Source organism: Deltaproteobacteria bacterium (assembly GCA_009930495.1).
Taxonomy (GTDB): domain Bacteria; phylum Desulfobacterota; class Desulfovibrionia; order Desulfovibrionales; family Desulfomicrobiaceae; genus Desulfomicrobium.
The window spans coordinates 1-17,933 of the sequence record RZYB01000041.1 but is presented as its reverse complement, the minus strand read 5'-3'; the positions used below and the strand labels follow the sequence as shown (position 1 = coordinate 17,933).

Sequence of the window (17,933 nt, the reverse complement as noted above, 5' to 3'; positions counted from 1 at the left end):
ATCGCTTCCAATTCCCTGGAACAGTCCAACGTGGATCTGGCCACGGAGTTCGTGAAGATGATCACCACGGAAAAAGGATTCCAGGCCAACTCCAAGACCATCACCACGGTTGACGGAATGTTGACCACGCTGATCCAGCTCAAGCGCTAGGCGTCAGTATTTCAACAGGCAAAGCCCGCGTCGCATTCGCAACGCGGGCTTTGCCTGTTTTGTGGCCGTGATCGGTTACAGGGTTTTGTCCAGGAAGAGGCCGACCATTTTTTCGATGGAGGCCGCCAGCTCGAGCATTTCGTCGGCTGGAATTTTGCGGATCAGTTTGTCGTTTTCGGGATCGCGGACTTCGACCTGGATGGTGTCCGTGCGTTCATCGATATTGAATTTCAAGCTGACGCCAAGCGACGAGGTGTAGGCGTCCATGGCTTCGGTCACGTTCTGCAGTTTCTGCAGGGAAATATCTTCCGCGTTGTCCGAACCTGCTGTTTTTTCTGGGATATTGCCTGGCGTATGGGCGTGATTGGCGCTTGGCGCGTCCTCGGTGATGCGCTGGGATGACGACCCCGCGTCGATGTGGGGCATGAAATCCTGGGTTTCTGAAACTGGTGCTGTAATTTTCATGGTCACGGCCTCCCGGCTGGAGATTCTGTCATCATCCTTATCGGATCGGCGGTGAAAAACTTTAGAATGCGAGGCAATTTTGACCCGGTAGGCGGCAAATGTTCGGTAGCTCGGGGTGTTCTATTTTGTAACTATTCTAAATTAAAATAAAAAGTATATTTGGCACCGTCCCTGCTTAAAATCGGGTACAACCGTTTAAGGAGGTATACTCTCATGTCTTTGGTCATAAATCATAATTTGATGGCGATGAACGCCGCCAGAAATTTGTCCCAGTCCTATAATGACCTGTCCGTCTCAACCCGACGCCTGTCCTCGGGACTGCGCGTCAGTACCGCCGCCGACGACGCGGCCGGGTTGGCGATTCGCGAACTCATGCGTTCCGACATCGCCTCCTTGAATCAGGGCGTGCGCAACGCCAATGACGCCATTTCCTTGATCCAGACCGCGGACGGAGCGCTGGGCGTCATCGACGAAAAGTTGATCCGTATGAAGGAGCTGGCGGAACAGGCCTCCACCGGCACCTACACCTCGGATCAGCGCATGATCATCGATTCGGAGTATCAGGCCATGGCCTCGGAAATTACCCGAATCGCCAATGCCACGGATTTCAACGGTATTTATCTTTTGAATGGAAATCTTTCCTCGGCCAGTCATGATGGTTCCGGCATCAACGCAACCGGCAAGTTGAAGGTCCATTTTGGCACGGGCAACGCTTCATCCGAAGACTATTATTACATTCAAATCGGGAACGCCACGGCTTCGGCCCTGGGGGTGGGCAATCAATCCATCGAGAACGCCGGGTACAGCATCTCGACCCAGCAGGGGGCGCAGCAGGCTTTGGACGCCTTGAACGAGGCGATTGTCTCCAAGGATAAGATCCGAGCCAATCTTGGTGCTCTTCAGAATCGTCTGGAAAACACCATCACCAACCTGACCATCCAGGCGGAAAATCTGCAGGCCGCCGAATCCCGCATCTCGGACGTGGACGTGGCGCAGGAAATGACCGCCTTCGTGCGCAATCAGATTCTGACGCAAAGCGCCGTGGCCATGTTGTCTCAGGCGAATTCCCTGCCGCAGATGGCCATGCAGCTTATCCAAGGATAAGCGCACGCGACACCGCGACTGGGGCATTGATCAAAGACAAGCCGGGGCATGTGCTCCGGCTTTTCTTGTTGGTGGGGTGACTGGCGATCCTGATGGCGGATGCCGGCGTATCGGGCGCGACGCCAGGTTATGGAGTGGTCGGGTATTCGGACTGGAGCATCCGCAGCGCCCGTTCCGCCGCGCCCTGCTCGGCCTTGCGCATGCTGCTGTCGGTCCATTGGATCGTGCTTTTGTCCGGCAGGGTGACCTCGACAATGTATTGTTTGGCGTGCTCCGGGCCATTGCTGTCGAGCAGCGCATAGGCGGGCCGTGCTTTCCAGATGCGTTGCGTCATTTCCTGCAACAGGCTTTTGAAGTCCTTGGGGCGAAAGGTTTCGGGCGGTACGGGCCAATGTCCGTCGAACAAAAAATTGACGGTCCGCAGGGCGGAGTCGAGCCCACCGTCAAGGTAGACCGCGCCGAGAATGGCTTCCAGGGCGTCGCTCAGGACGGAATTTTTTTCCCGTCCGCCTTGAGCCGCTTCTCCCTTGCCCAACATTAGGCAAAGTCCGAGGCCGATCCTTCGGGCTGTTTCGGCCAGGGCGGTTTCGCTGACCAGGGACGAACGCATTTTGGTCAGATGGCCCTCTTGCGCGTCTGGAAATTTCGCGAACAAGACATGGGACACGGCGAGTTCCAGGACCGCATCTCCGAGAAACTCCAGGCGTTCGTTATGCAGGCAATCCTGCTCGTTGGCGTAGGAGGTGTGTGTCAGTGCCCGGATTAAAAGCTTGACTTGCTTGAACTCATAATGGATTTCAGACTGCAACCGGCGCAGTGCATCCATTGGAACTTCTTGAGACATCCTAGGTACTCCATGAGAGACGTTTATCTACACGCCCTGTTTTCCCCAAAGGCCATTGCCGTCATCGGATCTTTTGACAACATGGGCACGGCTGCCGCCGTGGTGCGGTCAAATCTCGAGCGCTGGGGGTATCAGGGGAAGATCATTCCAGTCAAATGGATCGGGGAGGACGCTCCCGGGGAAAATTTGCCCCTTGGCGTTGATCTGGCCGTGGTTTGCCTGGAACCCGGACGTGTTCCCGACGCTCTGGAATGGATCGCGGACCGTGGAATCAAGGCCGTGATCGTCACGTCGTCGGGGTTTAGGGAGATTGGCGGCCATGGCTATTACCTGGAAGAGCGGATTGTCCAGGTGGCCTCGAGTCGGAACCTGACCCTGCTTGGCCCCAACTGCCTGGGCGTGGCCTCCTGGTCGGCGCGCATGAACGCGTCGCTCATTTCCCGTTTGCCGGATCTTGGCAATATCGCTTTTTTTTCGCCGTCGGGCTCCATGTGCAATGCCATCCTTGACTGGGCGGCCAGCGAGGAAATCGGTTTTTCCAAGTTCGCCAGCCTTGGCAACCGGGCCATCATCGACGAAGCCTCCATGCTCCAGTTTCTGGCCGACGATCCGAAAACATCGGTCATCATCGGGTACCTCGAGGGCATGAACAACGGACGACGTTTTGCCCGCATCAGCCAGACCATTACCCGCGAGAAACCGGTGATCATGCTCCAGGCGGGCATGACCGAACATGGGCAAAAGGCCATTGCCTCCCATGTCGGCGCCCTGACCGGTTCCGAACGGGCCTATCAGACAGCGCTCAAACAGGCCGGCATCATCCAGGCCGACAGTCTTTCTTCCTTGTTCGACTTGGCCCGTGTTTTTGGCACCCAGCCCCTGCCCAAGGGGCCCAACCTGGCCATTGTCACCAATTCCGGGGGCGCGGGTATTTTGGCGGCCGATGGCATGGCCGGAACGAACATGACCCTACCGCCGTTGAGCGAGGGAACCGTGGCGCGGCTTGGGGCTGTTTTGCCGCGTCATGCCCGGATTTCCAATCCCGTCGATATCGGCATGGCCGCGACGCCGACTCAATACGCTCAAACCTTGCGGGAAGTCCTCGCGGATCGTCAGGTCCACATGGTATTGATGGTCATTGCTCCCGGACTGGGAGTGGATGTGTCGGAAATCGTCCGCGAGTTGGTGTCCGTGCCCAAGGTCGCGGAGAGATCCCTGGCCGTGTGCTTGATTGGACAGGAGGGCGTGCTCGAGGAGAAACGATTTTTGCAAAGCCATGGCCTGCCGTGCTATTCCTATCCACAAGCCGCCCTGGCCAGCCTGAACGCGATGCTCGGCTATGCCGAGTGGAAGAAAAAGCCCTACCCGGTGGAGGTCTGCTACCGTCGGGACAAGGCCAAGGCCGAGCGCTTTTTGGAGGATTGCCTGGCCGTGGGCAAAACCGAACTTTTCGGCTTCGAGATACAGCCCCTGCTCCAGGCCTATGAGCTGCAGTTTCCCCGGACGGAACTGGCCAGGACCAGCAAGAGCGCGGCCAAGATCGCCAAGCGTCTGGCCTGTCCGGTGGCGCTTAAAATCGCCTCGCCCGATATCGAATACAAACGTGACGTGAACGGCGTGGAAATCGGTTTGAACACGCCGGACGAGGTGCGCGCCGGATTTGCCCAGTTGACGGCACGGGTCCAGTGTCTGCGTCAGGAGGCATTCGTGTCCGGCTGCCTGGTTCAGGAAATGATTTTGGGCCGGCCTCGGGAAATCTGCATCCGCATGCAGCGCGATCCCAAATTCGGCCCGCTTTTCCGTTTTGCCTTGTCCGGCAGCCATGCCGAGATTTTCAATGATTTTTCATTACGCCTGGCTCCGTTGTCCCTGGAGGACGCGGGGGACATGATCCGCGAGATCAAGGCTTTTCCTTTGCTGAAGCGCGAGCGGGGCCGCGACGCGCTGGACTTGCGGGCACTGGAGGATGTATTGCTGACCGTGTCCCAGATGGCCCTGGATTTCCCGGAGATTTACACCTTGGAGCTTGATCCGGTTTTGGCCACGTCCCGAGGGGCATGGGTGGCCGGAGCCCGGATGACACTGCTGCCCCCGTCGGATTAGGGTCGGTCGTCGGGTCGGGGAAAGATTTCACTTCGTATCGGGAGGGAGCATGATAGGAATTTATGTGGGCGCGACATCCGGATATTCCGGCAAGAACATGATCGCCATGGGACTGGGGCTCAAGCTGCAGAAAGAGGGATACCGCGTCGGATACATGAAGCCGGTTGGCGCCTTGCCCCAGGAGAAGAACGGCGTGCTCGGGGACGCGGACGCTTTTTTTGTCCAGGATATCCTGGGGCAGACAGAAGACCCGGCCCTGGTCACGCCCGTGGTCGTGGATCAGGACTTCAAGATGAAGGCCTTCACCGGCAAGTGCGAGGATCTGATGCCCAGGATCAAGGCCGCCTACGAGGCCCTGGGCAAGGACAAGGACGTCATGATCGTCGCCGGTTCCGGAAGTATGTATTCGGGCAAGTATTGCAACGTGGATGGAATCAGCGTGATCAAGGCCCTGGATATCAAGGGCATCATCATTGACCGCTATGTCAAGGAATTGAACTACGACTATCTGGTGGCCATGAAGGAATTGCTTGGCGACCAGCTTTTGGGCGTGCTGCTCAATGACATCCCCCCGGCGTTCAAGGAAGAATTGGACTCCTTGCTCCATCCCTTTCTGGAGAGCAAGGGCATCAAGGTTCTGGGCAAGATTCCGAGCGATCCGCTCATGGGCGCCATCAAGGTCGCTGATTTGGCCGATCGCCTTGGTGGCAAGGTCATCACGGCCCAGGACAAGTCCGACCGGGTGGTGGAAAATTTTCTGATCGGCACCATGCAGGTCGAAAATTTCATGACGCATTTCCGCAAGAGCCGGAAATCGGCCATCATTGTCGGCGGTGATCGCTCCGACGTGCAGCTGGTCGCCTTGGAAGGACAGTGTCAGTGTTTGGTCCTGACCGGCAATCTGTATCCCAACGACATTATCATGACCCGGGCCGAGGTGTTGGAAGTGCCCATTGTCGTGGTCCGTGATGACACCTTTTCCGTGGCCAAGAAGATGGAAGCCATTTTGTCTCGGCACAAGCTCCGTGACGTGATCAAGATCCAGCATGGTTCCCAGCTGGTCAGCTCCATCATTGATTTCCCCTACATCAAGGAAGCCCTTGGACTGAAATAATTCCCGCGCGTCCGAGGATCCCAGACGCGAAGGCCCCGCTCACCGAGCGGGGCCTTTTCTGTTAGATTTCGCGGATGGCCTGGGTCAGCTTGCGCTGGTCATCCTTGAAGAGCTTGTAATTGATGGAATCTTCCAGGGCCTGCCGGCTGGCCTCGATGATATTGTAGGACACGCCCACCGTGGTCCAGCGATGCGTGTGGTCCCCGGATTCGATCAATACCCGTACCACCGAGGCCGTGCCCCGGTGACCGTCCGCGCTGGGCATGCCAGCCAGGACGCGGACCTTGAAATCCAAGAGACGCATTTCGGCCAGGTTGGGGTAGAAGCGCTCCAAGGCCTTGCGCAGCGCGCCGTCCATGGCATTGACCGGACCCTTGCCCGTGGCCGCGGTGTGTTCGACCAGCCCGCCCACGCGCAGCATGACCGTGGCTTCGGTGAAGGGTTCCGTGGCTTCGGTGAAAATCGAGTCCAGGATGCGGACACTGACCAACCGGAAATAGTTCCGCGCCCGCCCCAGGACGCGATTGACCAGAAGCTCGTAGGACGCCTCGGCCGCGGAATACTCGTAGCCTTGGTTTTCCCGGTTCTTGAGTTCGGTCAAAAGCTCCAGGACAAAGGGATCGCCCTTGTCCAGTTCAAAGCCATATTGCTTGGCCTTGTAGAGAATATTGGATTGGCCGGCCAAATCCGAGAGCAGGATGCGTTGTTTGTTGCCCACCAATCCCGGCTCGATGTGTTCGTAGGTGCGGGGATTGCGACGTACGGCGGCCACATGCACGCCGCCCTTGTGGGTGAAGGCCGAAAGACCCGTGTAGGGCTGGCGCTTGAAGCAGCGCAGATTGGCGACCTCGGACACGAAGGACGCGGTCTCGGTCAGGCGTTGCAGATTGCCTTGGGGCAGGCAGACGCGGTCCATTTTGAGTTCCAGGTTGGGAATGATGGAGCACAGGTTGGCGTTGCCGCAGCGTTCACCATAGCCGTTGATGGTTCCCTGGACCTGGATCGCGCCGTGGCGGACGGCGGTCAGGGAGTTGGCCACCGCCAGCTCGCAGTCGTTGTGGGCGTGGATGCCGAACCTGGCTTCGGGCATTTGCGTCGTGACCGCGTCCATGATGGACGCGATTTCTTCGGACATGCTGCCGCCGTTGGTGTCGCAGAGGACCAGCAGATCGGCTCCGGCCGCCCAAGCCGTGCGCAGGCAGTGCAGGGCGTAGTCCGGATTGGCCTTGTAGCCGTCGAAAAAGTGCTCGGCGTCGTAAAACAGCTCCCGCGCGTGCGGGCGCAGAAAGGCCAGGGAGTCGCGGATGAGTTCCAGGTTGCGTTCCAGGGTGATTTTTAGGGCATCGGTGACATGGATGTCCCAGGTCTTGCCGAAGATGGTCAGCACGGGCGCGCCGCATTCGACCAGGGTCTGCAGGTTGGCGTCACTTTCCGCAGTGCCCTTGGCGGCGTGGGTCGAGCCGAAGGCCGCCAGTTTGGCCGTGTGCAGTTCGTATTGGCGCATTTCGGTGAAAAAGCGTTTGTCCTTGGGGTTGGAGCCGGGCCAACCGCCCTCGATGTACGCGACGCCAAGCTGGTCGAGCCTGGTCGCGATGCGCAGCTTGTCTTCGGTGGACAGGTTCAGTTCCTCGGATTGGGTCCCGTCGCGCAGCGTGGTGTCATAGATTTGAATGGCGTTCATGGAGTTTCCCCATTGGTTGCTGGTCATGCCGTGGATTTGTCGCGTCGATCCAGAGTTGGTCCTGAAAAAAAAGCCCCCGGCCATGAGGTCGGGGGCTTTTGATCGCGCGAACTGGTTTGCGAATGCGTCACTCCCCCGGTCGTGACTGGATAATCACGGACAGAATAATGCAAATGGGGGTAATGGAGGAGGTCTGCATGACCGCTGTGATGAACAATGGAGAATCGATTGTCAAGCGTGGGTTTGTCTGTCGCGATCGATCCTTATTGTGCGATTTTGATTTCCGTGGCGTCGATGTATTCCAGTCCGTTGTCCTCGCCTTGGTCTCCAAGAACAATGGCCCTGCGCCCGTCCAGTCCAGAGGCGTCGATGCCGCGGATAATATAGCTGGAGGCGTCGGTGACCAGGATCACGCCAGCCGTCGTTTCTTCAAGAATTCCATGGATTTCCACTGTGTCATCGGCGTGGAAGAGGGCGGGTTGGGCGACGAGGCAAAGCGTCAATAAAAGAGTGCGCGCGTGGTGTTTCATGTAAGGCGGTCCTTCTCAACATTATGAAATAATTCTATAGACTTGTTGACAAAATAAAAGAGCTGTTTGTTTTTTGGGTGATGCCGTGGACGCTTGCGCTATGGATGGTGGAGCGTTTCCAGGACAATGCGGGCTGCCCGGCGGGTCGCGTTGCCGTCGCCGAGCAGGGAGGGGAGCGAGTCAAGGCGGCGACGCAGATCGTCCCGGTGGGGGCCATCGGGAATCCATTGCGAAATCCGGGCAGCCATGGCCGGGGGGTGGGCCGCGTTTTGAAGATATTCCGGAAAGATTTCATCGCCGAGAATGAGGTTGGGCAGGGAAATGTAGGGCACCTTGACCAAAAGTTTGCCGAGCAGGAAGCTCGGTCGCGAAAATTTATAGGCCACGACCGTGGGCACGCCGAGCAGGGCTGTTTCCAGGGTGGCCGTGCCCGAGGCCGCCATGATGGCCCGGCAGGAGCGCATGGTGGCATGGCGGATTTCGCTTTCGACCAGCGTCACCGGCCGTGTCGCGGTCCAGTAGCGGGAGATGAGCGTCGTGTCCATGCCCGGAGCCACGGGCAGCACGAATTCCAGTTCCGGAAAGCGCGAGGCGAGCAGCTCCGCCGTGCGGGCAAAGAGGGGCAACAGGGTCGCGATTTCGCGTTCGCGGCTTCCGGGCAGGATGCCAATACGCCGGGCAAGTGGCTGAATGGCCATGAGTTCCGGCGTGCGGAGCGTGTCCAGCAGTGGATGTCCCACGTAGTCGATGCGCATGCCATGCCTGGCATAGAAGTCCACTTCGAAGGGCAGGATGGACACAAGACGGTCCACATGGTCCCGGATAAAGGCGACGCGGCCTTCGCGCCAGGCCCAAAGCTTGGGACTGATGTAATACACGACCGGGATACCCAGGGCCCGCGCGATGCGGACCACGCGGAAATGAAAATCCGGAGCATCGATGACCACGAGTACGTCGGGCCGGATGCGCGCGAGATTGTGTTTGACGGTTTTCAGGAGGGCCACGATTTTTGGCAACCGTGCCAGAACCTCGGTGAAACCCATGACGGACAGATCCTCGCTTCGCAGAATGGGCTCGACCCCCTCGGCGCGCATGGCCGGCCCCGCCATGCCCATGAACCGGGCGTTCGGGTTTTGTTCGCGCAGGGCGTGGACCAAAAGCTGGCCGTGCAAATCGCCGGATGTTTCGCCGGCGCTGATCCAAATACGGGGACAGGGCGACATGGCGAGCCCATAGTCGCTTGTCGCGCAAATAACAAGAACCCCAAAACCTTGCCCTGGCTGGGGCTTTGGCTTAGGTCCCGGCCCATGCGTGCAACTCGATCCATGAACCGTGCCTGGGATATTGTCTGGAGCGCCTATGTGCTGGCGCTCGTCGCCTTTTCTCTTTTGCCCGCGGCCATGCCCCAGGGCATGGCCAATGACGACAAGCTGATGCATTTTCTGGCCTACGCCATTTTGGTTGCCCTGTGCCCCTGGCGACGCCGATATGGGCGTGGTCCCTGGGCCGTGTCGTGGGCCATGGCCCTGGGCGTCGTCCTGGAAGTGGGCCAGGATGTCCTGCCCACGGGGCGGGTCATGGATGTCCGGGACATGGTCGCCAACGCCCTGGGCGCGATTTCCGGGGCGGGCTTGAAATGGTCTGTCGAGGCCTGGCGGCCGCGGATCAAGGTTGCCAGCACCGGAGGCGCGCGATGAACGTGGCCGAGCTTTGGTCGTCGTTGGGATATCCCCTGATGAAGTTGGTGGCCTTGGTCTCCATGGGCCTTTTTATCGGCAATTTGATCGAGGCCCTGCACTGGACGCGATTCGTGGCCAGGCTGGCCCAGCCCCTGGCCCGCATCGGGCGACTGTGCGATATTTCGGCGGCCAGCTTTGCCGTGGCGTTTGTCTCGGGCGTCACGGCCAACACCATGCTGGCCGAGGCGTATGACCAGGGACGATTGACCCGGCGCGAGCTGATCCTGTCCAATTTGTTCAACAGCGTGCCAACGTATTTCCTGCATCTGCCGAGCATGATCTTTATCACCGCGCCCATTCTCAAGTCCGCCGCCTTTGTCTATTTGGGCATCACCGTGGGCTCCGCCGTGGTGCGAACCGTGAGCATCCTTGTCGTCGGTCGTTTGTTGCTCCACGGCCTGGATCGTTGCCATGCCGTGGACATGCCCCAAGGAGAAACCGTGACGTGGCGGGCTGTCCTGGACAAGACGTGGAAGCGGTTTCGACGGCGAATCCGCAAGATCATCTCCCTCACCGTGCCCATTTATATCGGCGTGTATTTCATGCACGCGTTCGGTCTGTTCGCCTTGGCGGAGCAGTTTCTCGCCCGGTATCTGGGGGGGGTGTCCTGGCTTCATCCCAAAGCCATGGGCATCATTGTGTTTCAGCTCGCGGCGGAATTCTCGGCGGGCATGGCTGCGGCCGGAGCCTTGCTCGATAGCGGTTCCATGTCGGTCCGCGATGTGGTCCTAGCACTGGTGGTCGGCAATGTCCTTTCTTCGCCCATGCGGGCCTTTCGTCATCAGTTTCCGTACTATGCGGGTATTTACAAGCCGGTTTTGGCATTGGAACTGATTGTGTGCAGCCAGGGCTTCCGCGTGGCCAGTCTTGTCGCCTGCACGGTCCTCTATGCCGCTTTTGTTTGATTCGGGGCGGCGTGTTGCGGGTTTCCAAGAGGCTTCGCGCCCCTGGATGACCGGCGTTTTGACGGTCAGGCAGGGCTGGTCGGGCTTCGTCGTGAATTTTTCTGGTTCATGGTGGCCACTGCCTGGCTGGAATTGGCGGGGGCGCGCTGGCACTGCAAACAAAAAAAGCGCCCGAAGGCGCTTTTTTTGTGGCGAGCGGCTGGTTAGTGCCGACCCGCCAGGGGCGTTGTCTACCGGTCGCGGCGAGGTCCTCGGCGGTCGGGACCGCGTCGATCTCCGCCGCCACGGGGACGATCACCACGCGGAGCACGGGGTTGCTCCGGCTCTGGCTCCTCGCCCAGTTCTTCCAGGATGATGGCCTTGCGGCTCAGTTTGATGCGACCCGAAGGTTCGATGTCGATGACCCGGACCCGGATGGCGTCGCCTTCCTGGACAACGTCCTGCACGGTGTTGACCCGTTCCCGGGCCAGCTGCGAAATGTGGCAAAGCCCTTCAAGGCCTGGCAAGATTTCGATAAACGCGCCAAAATCCATGATTTTTTTGACGATGCCGTCATAATCCTTATTCAGCTCGGCCTTTTGATCGTAGTAGAGGACCATTTCCCGGGCCTTGGCCAGCGAGGTCTGGTCCGGAGCGAAAATGGAAATCTTGCCGGAATCGTCGATGTCGATATCGGCCTGGGTTGCCTCGCAGATCGCCTTGATATTTTTTCCGCCGGGTCCGATGACCTCGCGGATTTTCTCGGGCGAGATATGCACCACTTCCATCTGCGGCGCGAATCGGGACAATTCGCCACGCGGCGTGGAAATGACCGCCTCCATCTGATCCAGGATGTGGACCCGGGCGGCCTTGGCCTGGTGCAGCGCCTGACGCATGACCTCGGCGGGAATGCCGGCGATCTTGATGTCCATCTGGATGGACGTCACGCCGTCGCGGGAACCGGCAACCTTGAAGTCCATGTCGCCCAGATGATCCTCGTCGCCCAGAATATCGGTCAACACCAGGTATTCGTCCGCTTCCTTGATGAGCCCCATGGCGATGCCCGCGATGGGCGTTTTGATGGGCACGCCGGCGTCCATCAAGGCCAGGGTGCCGCCGCAGACCGATGCCATGGACGAGGAACCGTTGGATTCCATGATGTCGGACACGACGCGGATGGTGAAGGGGAAGGTTTCGGCCGGCGGCAGAACCGGAGCCAGGGCGCGTTCGGACAGGGCGCCGTGGCCGACCTCGCGCCGGGACGGAGCGCGCAGCATGCGGGCTTCGCCCACGCTGTACGGCGGGAAGTTGTAGTGCATGAGAAAGCGCCGGGAAGTTTCTCCGGCCAGGGTTTCCACGCGCTGCTCGTCCCGCGTGCTGCCCAGGGTGCAGGTGCACAGGGATTTGGTTTCGCCACGGGTGAAGATCGCCGAACCGTGGGTTCGGGGCAGGAAGCCCACTTCCAGGGTCAGGGGGCGGACCGTGGTCAGATCGCGGCCGTCGATGCGCACCTTGTCGGTCATGATCCGTTGGCGGACGATTTTTTTCTCAAGGTGTTCCAGAATTTCTCCCACGCCCTTCAAACGCTCCGGCGTGTCGGCAAAACGGGTGGCCAGGGCGTCCATCAGGTCTTGGCGGACTTTTTTCTTGGCGTCCTTGCGGTCCATTTTGCCAGGCACGGTCAGGGCTTCCCCGAGGGGCGCGGCGGCCAGTTCGGCCACGGCTTCGCTCAGTTCCGTGTCTTCCTGGGGCGGCGTGACCAGAAATTTTTCCTTGCCCAGAACGGCGCGCAGTTCTTCCTGGGCGTCCAGAATGGGCTGGATCTGGGCGTGACCCCAGGCCACGGCCTCGGCCATGATATCCTCGGACAGGAACTGGGCTCCGCCCTCGACCATGACCACGGCGTCGCGCGTGCCGGCCAGAACCATGTTCAGGTCGCTGGAAGCCAGCTGCGAGGCCGGAGGATTGAGCAGGAATTGCCCGTCCTTGTAGCCGACGCGGATGGCCGCGATGGGACCGGCAAAGGGGATGTCGGAAATATGCAGGGCGGCCGAGGCGCCGATCATGGCCAGGATGTCGGCGGCGTGCTCCTTGTCGGAGGAAATGACCGTGGCGATGACCTGGATTTCATGCGTGCAGCCCTTGGGAAACAAAGGGCGGATGGGGCGGTCGATGAGGCGCGAGGTCAGGGTTTCGTGGTCGCTGGGGCGGCCGACTTCGCGGCGGAAATAGCTGCCCGGAATCCGGCCGGCGGCGTAGAGCATTTCCTGATAGTTGCAGGTCAGGGGCAGGAAATCCACGTCGCGGTCCAGGGCTTGATGCGTGGCCGTGACCAGGACGATGGTGTCGCCCCAGCGCACGGTGACCGAGCCGCTGGCCTGCAAGGCCAGTTTGCCGTGTTCGATGACGATTTCCGAGTCGCCCATGGGGACGCTTCGGCTGGTGAGTTGGAATGCCATGATGAACCTCGTGGTGGTTGGGCACTCCGTGCATGGCAGCTGGGCGGGTTTGGTGTTTAGTGCCTACTGCAATCGGGGATTGGAGCACGGACTAAACACAAAACCGCGAAAACGCCGCCTGGAGTGCGATTGGTGAACAAGCAGGCGGGGCCGATGGCCCCGCCTTATGATGTCTACTTGCGCAGACCGAGTTTGGCGATCAGATCGCGGTATTTCTGGATGTCCTTGTTCCGCAGGTAGTTCAAAAGCTGTCTGCGCTTGCCGACCAGCTTCAGAAGACCCGTGCGGGAATGGTAATCCTTCTTATGGCCCTTGAAGTGATCGGTCAGATACTCGATCCGTGCGGACAGCAGGGCGACCTGGACTTCGGGAGAACCGGTATCCGTTTCGGTCTTGCCGTATTCCTTGACAATTTCAGCTTTGCGTTCAGGGGTTAAGACCACAGCCATATCCTCCGGTTTAATGTTTCTTTCTCCTGACATGAACCACCGCGAACCGGTGTGGTCAGGCCTGCCAGAGCCCGCGCAGGATGGCCCAGACCAAGCCTTGATCCCGCTCTTGCGCTTCCACCAGGGCCAAGGGCTGCCCCGTGGAGGAGAGCAAGAGGGCCCGGTCTCCGCCTTGGGCCGGATACTGCGGAAACAGGCTGGTTTTCAGCCCTGTCCCATTGCGGACCAAGTCGCTTTGTTCCTTGGTCAGCATCAGCTTGGGCCAGTGTGGCAGCGCCTGGGCCATGGGTAGGACAAGTTTGTCCAGTCCGTCCTTGCTGTCCAGGACCGAGGCGAGATCGTGCGCCTGGGCCAGGGTAAACGGGTGGCTGGCCTCCCGTTCCAGTTCGCCGAGCACCGCCCCGCACCCAAGTCGCTTCCCCAGGCTGTGGGCCAGGGAGCGGATATAGGTTCCGGCGGAGCAGACAACTCGAAATGTGACGTGGGGCAGATTCAGATCGAGAATCTCCACATCGAAAATTGTAACGTCCTTGACCTTGACCGGAGTTTCCTTCCCGGCCCGGTGCAGGGCGTAAAGCGGTGTTCCCTGGTGCTTGGCCGCGGACACCGGCGGCACTTCCTGACTCATGGTTCCCTTCCAGGACAGGATTTCGCTGCGCACCAGTTCCGGAGTCAGATGGTCCCAGGGCGCCTCGGTCAGAATTCGGCCCTGGACGTCGTAGGTGTCGGTGGTCTGGCCCAGGACGAGGCGGCCGCGATAGGCCTTGCGATCCGCGCTCAGATAATTGGCCAGCTTGGTGCCTTGGCCAAGCAACACCACCAGCACGCCCGTGGCCATGGGGTCCAGGGTGCCGGCGTGGCCGATTTTTTTCTGGCCCAGGTTCCACTTGATTTTGTTCAGGCAGTCCGTGGACGTCGGGCCTCCGGGTTTATGTAAAACCAGAACGCCGTCAAGTTGTTTGAAGGTCGGCTTGGTCATGCCGTGGCCAACTCCGCGGACACGGCCTCGACCATGAGCGTCTTGGCTTGGTCCATGTCCATGAACAAATGCCCGCCGGCCGCGTTGCGGTGCCCGCCGCCGCCAAGACGGGCCGCCACGGCCTGGACGTTGACGCTGCCCTTGGATCGGAGGGAAAATTTGATCCGGTCCTCTTCCTCGCGCAGACTGATGGCCACCTGCACGCCCCGAACATACAGGACCGTGTTGACCAGACCTTCCGTATCCTCGGGACCGGTGCCGGTACGCTCGAAAATATCGCGGGTAAAGGCGATGAGGGTGATCCGCCCCTGGGCGTGGAGCGATGCCTGTTGGATGACCGTGCCGCGCATCCGGAGTTGGTCCAGGGTGCCGGTGGACTGCATCTGTTCGTGAAATGGGCCGGGAAGCAAGCCCAGGCGCAGGATTTCAGCGGCCATTTCCAGGGTTTCGGGGCGGGTGTTGTTGAAACGGAAATCGCCCGTGTCCGAAACAAGGGCCAGATAGACGTATTCACCCAGCAAACCGGCCAGGGGCATGCCCAGCTTGCGGGCCAGCATGCCGATCATTTCTCCCACGGACGACGCCCGCTGCTCGACCCAGTTCAAGGTGCCGAACATGGGGTTGCCAAGATGATGGTCGATGTTGATGACCGGCTTGGACGCGAGCCAGGGCGCGATGACGGAGCCAGCCCGCTCCGGACTGCCGCAGTCCAGGACGATGACGGTTTCCGGCTCGGTGGCGGGCAGTTCGCGGGGGATGTCCCATTTGGGCTTGAGCCAGGTGAAGCGGTCCGGAAGGCCGGATTCGTTGAACAGGGTGACGTGCTTGTCCAGGGCGCGCAACAGCTCCCCCATGGCCAGCATGGACCCCAGGGCGTCGCCATCGGGCGAAACATGGGAAACGATCAGGAAGTTGTCCGTTTCCCGGATGCGTTCAACAATGAGTTTCAGGGGGGGCGTCATAGACCATGTCCTCGAGGAATGTGTCCCAGGTGAATCGCAGGTCCGGAATGGCCCGCAATTTGAGCTCCCTGCCCAGGCGTGTGCGCAAAAAGCCCTTGGCCCGATGCAGGGCCTTGTCTATTTCCGCTTCGGCGGCGCGTCCACGGATGTGGGTGTAGAGCACTTCCGCGATGCTGAAATCCCGGTTCAGTCGGACCCCGGTGATGGTGGTCAGGGCCAGGACCGGGTCCTCGACTTCCTGGACCAGGAGCATGCCAAGAACCTGCATGATTTGGTCGGCCATCTGAGCCGAACGGCGAGTCGTGCTGCGTTGCATAAAATCAGGCTCCAAATACGTCCATGTCGGCATGGACAAGCTCGTCATCGGTGGAGGCTTCCACCCAGGCCAGGACCTTGGAGAGCTGGCTGTGCACGTGACGTGTTTCGTTGGCCACCGTGACCACCCCGAGGACCAGGATCTGGTGTGCATCCTGGGCCTCGGTTTCGGCCACCGCGACATTGAACGTGTTGCGCAGTTTCTGCTTTAGGCTGTTGGCGGTTTTTCGTTTTTCCTTCAAGGAAAAAACGCCATGCAGTCTGAATTCCAGACGCAAGGTCCCCACGATCATGGGCGTTTCCCCGAACCGTTAAATGGTCCGGGCCTCCTCGACTTCCTCGAAGGCTTCGATGATGTCGCCAACCTTGATGTCGTTGAAGTTTTCCAACGCAACGCCACACTCATAGCCCTTGGTGACCTCGCGGGCGTCATCCTTGAAACGTTTCAAGGAGCTGAGCTTGCCCGTGTAGATGACCACGCCGTCACGCAGCAGCCGGATGCCGGCATTGCGTTTCAACTTGCCGTCGCTGACCATGCAGCCGGCGATGGTGCCGACCTTGGGGACACTGAAGGTTTGCTGTACATCGGCCTGACCCAGGTAGACCTCGCGGATATCCGGGCTGAGCATGCCGGACATGGCCGCCTTGATGTCGTCCACCAGCTTGTAGATGATGTCGTAAAAGCGGATGTCGACCTTTTCCTGCTCGGCGACTTCCTTGATCTTGGCCGTGGGCCGGATGTTGAAGCCGATGATGATCGCGTTGGACGCCGAGGCGAGCAGGATGTCGGATTCCGTGATGGCGCCGGCGCCGCCATGGACCAGATCGATCTTGACCTCGTCCGTGGACAGCTTGCGCAAGGCCTCGGAAATGGCTTCCAACGATCCCTGCACATCGGCTTTGAGGAGCAGGTTCAGGGACTGCGCCTCCTCGCCGGCCTTGGATGCGAGGAAGCTTTCCAGGGTGACCTTGGATTCCCTGGCCAGTTCGCGGTCGCGGTGCTTGACGCGGCGGTCCTCGGCGATCTTGCGGGCGACCTTTTCATCCTTGACGATGACGAACTCGTCGCCCGCCTCGGGAATGGCTTCGAAGCCCTGGATTTCCGTCGGGATGGCCGGACCCGCGGATTTGATCTGGCGTCCCTGGTCATCGAACATGGCCCGGACCTTGCCGCTGATCAGACCGCAGACAAAGGCGTCGCCCTGGCTGATCTGGCCTTCCTGGATGAGAACCGTGCCCACGGGGCCGCGTCCCTTGTCCAGCTTGGCCTCGACCACGTGGCCGCGACCCGGCTTGTCGGGGTTGGCCTTGAGATCGAGCACTTCGGCCTGGAGCAGGATAAGTTCCAGAAGCTCGTCCAGCCCCTGGCGTTTCTTGGCCGAGACATGGGCGTAGATGGTGTCGCCACCCCAGTCCTCGGGCATGAGTCCCAGGTCGGAAAGTTCGCGTTTGACGCGGTCGGGGTCGGCCCCTTCCTTGTCCATTTTGTTCACGGCCACGACGATGGGCACGCCCGCCGCCTTGGAGTGGCTGACCGCCTCGCGGGTCTGTTCCATGACGCCGTCGTCGGCGGCCACGACCAGGACGACGATGTCCGTGACCTTGGCGCCCCGGGCACGCATGGTGGTGAAGGCCTCATGGCCCGGCGTGTCGAGGAAGACCACTTCGCCGCGCGGTGTGCTCACATGATAGGCGCCGATATGTTGGGTGATGCCGCCAGCCTCGCCCGAGGCCACGCTCGTCGAGCGGATGGCGTCCAGAAGCGAGGTCTTGCCGTGATCGACATGACCCATGATGGTCACCACGGGCGGACGCGGCTTCAGGTCCTCGGCCTTGTCCGCTTCCTTGGGCAGCAGGAAGTCGTCCTCGGAGAAGCCGACCTTTTCCACTTCGTACTGGAACTCGGCGGCCAGCAGCAGGGCCGTGTCGAAGTCCAGGGACTGATTGATGGTGGCCATGACGCCCAGGGCGAAAAGCTTTTTGATCAGATCCTGGGCCTTGACGCCCATCTGGTGGGCCAGATCGGTCAGACGGATGGTGTCCTCGATGCGGATTTTGCGCTTGGACGCCTTGAGCGGTTGCGTGATCTGCTCGCGCATGCCGCCCTTGTCCGCGCGTCGAGCTTCGGCGCGCTGGGCTTTTTTCCCCTTGCCCA

The 17,933-nt window shown here is 60.2% G+C and carries 17 protein-coding genes and 1 pseudogene; 6 read left to right on the top strand and 12 right to left on the bottom strand.

What is annotated here, in order from left to right; all coding sequences use genetic code 11:
• Positions 1–150, top strand: a 150-nt coding sequence (locus tag EOL86_05665) for a flagellar hook protein FlgE (GenBank protein NCD25060.1), incomplete at its 5' end; no start/stop codon positions are given.
• 75 nt (positions 151–225) lie between these two features.
• Here EOL86_05665 and EOL86_05660 read toward each other — a convergent pair.
• Entirely contained in the window at positions 226–615 is a 390-nt protein-coding gene (locus EOL86_05660; GenBank protein ID NCD25059.1) for a flagellar protein FlaG, read from the bottom strand.
• 213 nt (positions 616–828) lie between these two features.
• On the opposite strand from EOL86_05660, the gene EOL86_05655 reads away from it, so the two are divergent.
• The gene (locus EOL86_05655; GenBank protein ID NCD25058.1) at positions 829–1,719 is read left to right on the top strand and encodes a flagellin; all 891 of its coding nucleotides are present in this window, start codon (positions 829–831) and stop codon (positions 1,717–1,719) included.
• A 127-nt stretch (positions 1,720–1,846) separates the two neighbouring features.
• Here EOL86_05655 and rnc read toward each other — a convergent pair whose 3' ends face one another.
• Positions 1,847–2,563 (bottom strand): ribonuclease III, encoded by a 717-nt coding sequence (gene rnc / locus EOL86_05650; protein ID NCD25057.1) that lies wholly within the window; start codon positions 2,561–2,563, stop codon positions 1,847–1,849.
• Between rnc and EOL86_05645 the strand changes: the two genes are divergently transcribed.
• Together EOL86_05645 and EOL86_05640 are read left to right on the top strand one after the other, a co-directional pair.
• Entirely contained in the window at positions 2,510–4,666 is a 2,157-nt protein-coding gene (locus EOL86_05645; GenBank protein NCD25056.1) for a CoA-binding protein, read from the top strand. The genes rnc and EOL86_05645 overlap by 54 nt on opposite strands.
• Before the next feature lie 49 nt (positions 4,667–4,715).
• A complete protein-coding gene (locus tag EOL86_05640) occupies positions 4,716–5,780 on the top strand; it encodes a phosphotransacetylase family protein (GenBank protein ID NCD25055.1) in 1,065 nt (354 codons plus the stop codon).
• A 61-nt stretch (positions 5,781–5,841) separates the two neighbouring features.
• Here EOL86_05640 and EOL86_05635 read toward each other — a convergent pair whose 3' ends face one another.
• The 3 genes from EOL86_05635 to EOL86_05625 all read right to left on the bottom strand — a co-directional run bounded on the left by EOL86_05635 (position 5,842) and on the right by EOL86_05625 (position 9,214).
• On the bottom strand, positions 5,842–7,461 hold the full coding sequence (locus tag EOL86_05635; protein ID NCD25054.1) for a citramalate synthase: 1,620 nt from the start codon (positions 7,459–7,461) through the stop codon (positions 5,842–5,844).
• Between the two features lie 263 nt (positions 7,462–7,724).
• On the bottom strand, positions 7,725–7,991 hold the full coding sequence (locus tag EOL86_05630) for a hypothetical protein (GenBank protein ID NCD25053.1): 267 nt from the start codon (positions 7,989–7,991) through the stop codon (positions 7,725–7,727).
• A gap of 98 nt (positions 7,992–8,089) precedes the next feature.
• Positions 8,090–9,214, bottom strand: coding sequence for a lipid-A-disaccharide synthase (locus EOL86_05625; GenBank protein ID NCD25052.1), 1,125 nt, complete (start codon positions 9,212–9,214; stop codon positions 8,090–8,092).
• Between the two features lie 84 nt (positions 9,215–9,298).
• Here EOL86_05625 and EOL86_05620 point away from each other — a divergent pair, with 84 nt between their 5' ends.
• Together EOL86_05620 and EOL86_05615 are read left to right on the top strand one after the other, a co-directional pair.
• Complete coding sequence (locus EOL86_05620) at positions 9,299–9,688, top strand: VanZ family protein (GenBank protein NCD25051.1); 390 nt, start codon at positions 9,299–9,301, stop codon at positions 9,686–9,688.
• Positions 9,685–10,635 (top strand): hypothetical protein, encoded by a 951-nt coding sequence (locus EOL86_05615; GenBank protein NCD25050.1) that lies wholly within the window; start codon positions 9,685–9,687, stop codon positions 10,633–10,635. The genes EOL86_05620 and EOL86_05615 overlap by 4 nt, the downstream gene beginning before the upstream one ends.
• Positions 10,636–10,865: 230 nt before the next feature.
• Here the strand turns inward: EOL86_05615 and pnp are convergent, their stop codons facing one another.
• The 7 genes and pseudogenes from pnp to EOL86_05580 all read right to left on the bottom strand — a co-directional run bounded on the left by pnp (position 10,866) and on the right by EOL86_05580 (position 17,862).
• Positions 10,866–13,076: a polyribonucleotide nucleotidyltransferase gene (pnp, locus tag EOL86_05610; GenBank protein NCD25049.1), complete on the bottom strand. Its 2,211-nt coding sequence runs from the start codon at positions 13,074–13,076 to the stop codon at positions 10,866–10,868.
• A 170-nt stretch (positions 13,077–13,246) separates the two neighbouring features.
• The gene (locus tag EOL86_05605; GenBank protein ID NCD25048.1) at positions 13,247–13,516 is read right to left on the bottom strand and encodes a 30S ribosomal protein S15; all 270 of its coding nucleotides are present in this window, start codon (positions 13,514–13,516) and stop codon (positions 13,247–13,249) included.
• A 61-nt stretch (positions 13,517–13,577) separates the two neighbouring features.
• Positions 13,578–14,501, bottom strand: a complete 924-nt coding sequence (gene truB / locus EOL86_05600; protein ID NCD25047.1) for a tRNA pseudouridine(55) synthase TruB — start codon at positions 14,499–14,501, stop codon at positions 13,578–13,580.
• On the bottom strand, positions 14,498–15,463 hold the full coding sequence (locus EOL86_05595; GenBank protein NCD25046.1) for a bifunctional oligoribonuclease/PAP phosphatase NrnA: 966 nt from the start codon (positions 15,461–15,463) through the stop codon (positions 14,498–14,500). Before EOL86_05595 ends, truB begins: the two co-directional genes overlap by 4 nt.
• Positions 15,435–15,779, bottom strand: a complete 345-nt coding sequence (rbfA, locus tag EOL86_05590; GenBank protein NCD25045.1) for a 30S ribosome-binding factor RbfA — start codon at positions 15,777–15,779, stop codon at positions 15,435–15,437. The genes EOL86_05595 and rbfA overlap by 29 nt, the downstream gene beginning before the upstream one ends.
• 4 nt (positions 15,780–15,783) lie before the next feature.
• Positions 15,784–16,071 carry a DUF503 domain-containing protein gene (locus tag EOL86_05585; protein NCD25044.1) on the bottom strand — a complete coding sequence of 96 codons (288 nt, stop codon included), beginning with the start codon at positions 16,069–16,071 and terminating at the stop codon, positions 15,784–15,786.
• 18 nt (positions 16,072–16,089) lie between these two features.
• A pseudogene (locus EOL86_05580) lies at positions 16,090–17,862 on the bottom strand (translation initiation factor IF-2).
• Positions 17,863–17,933 lie beyond the last annotated feature (71 nt).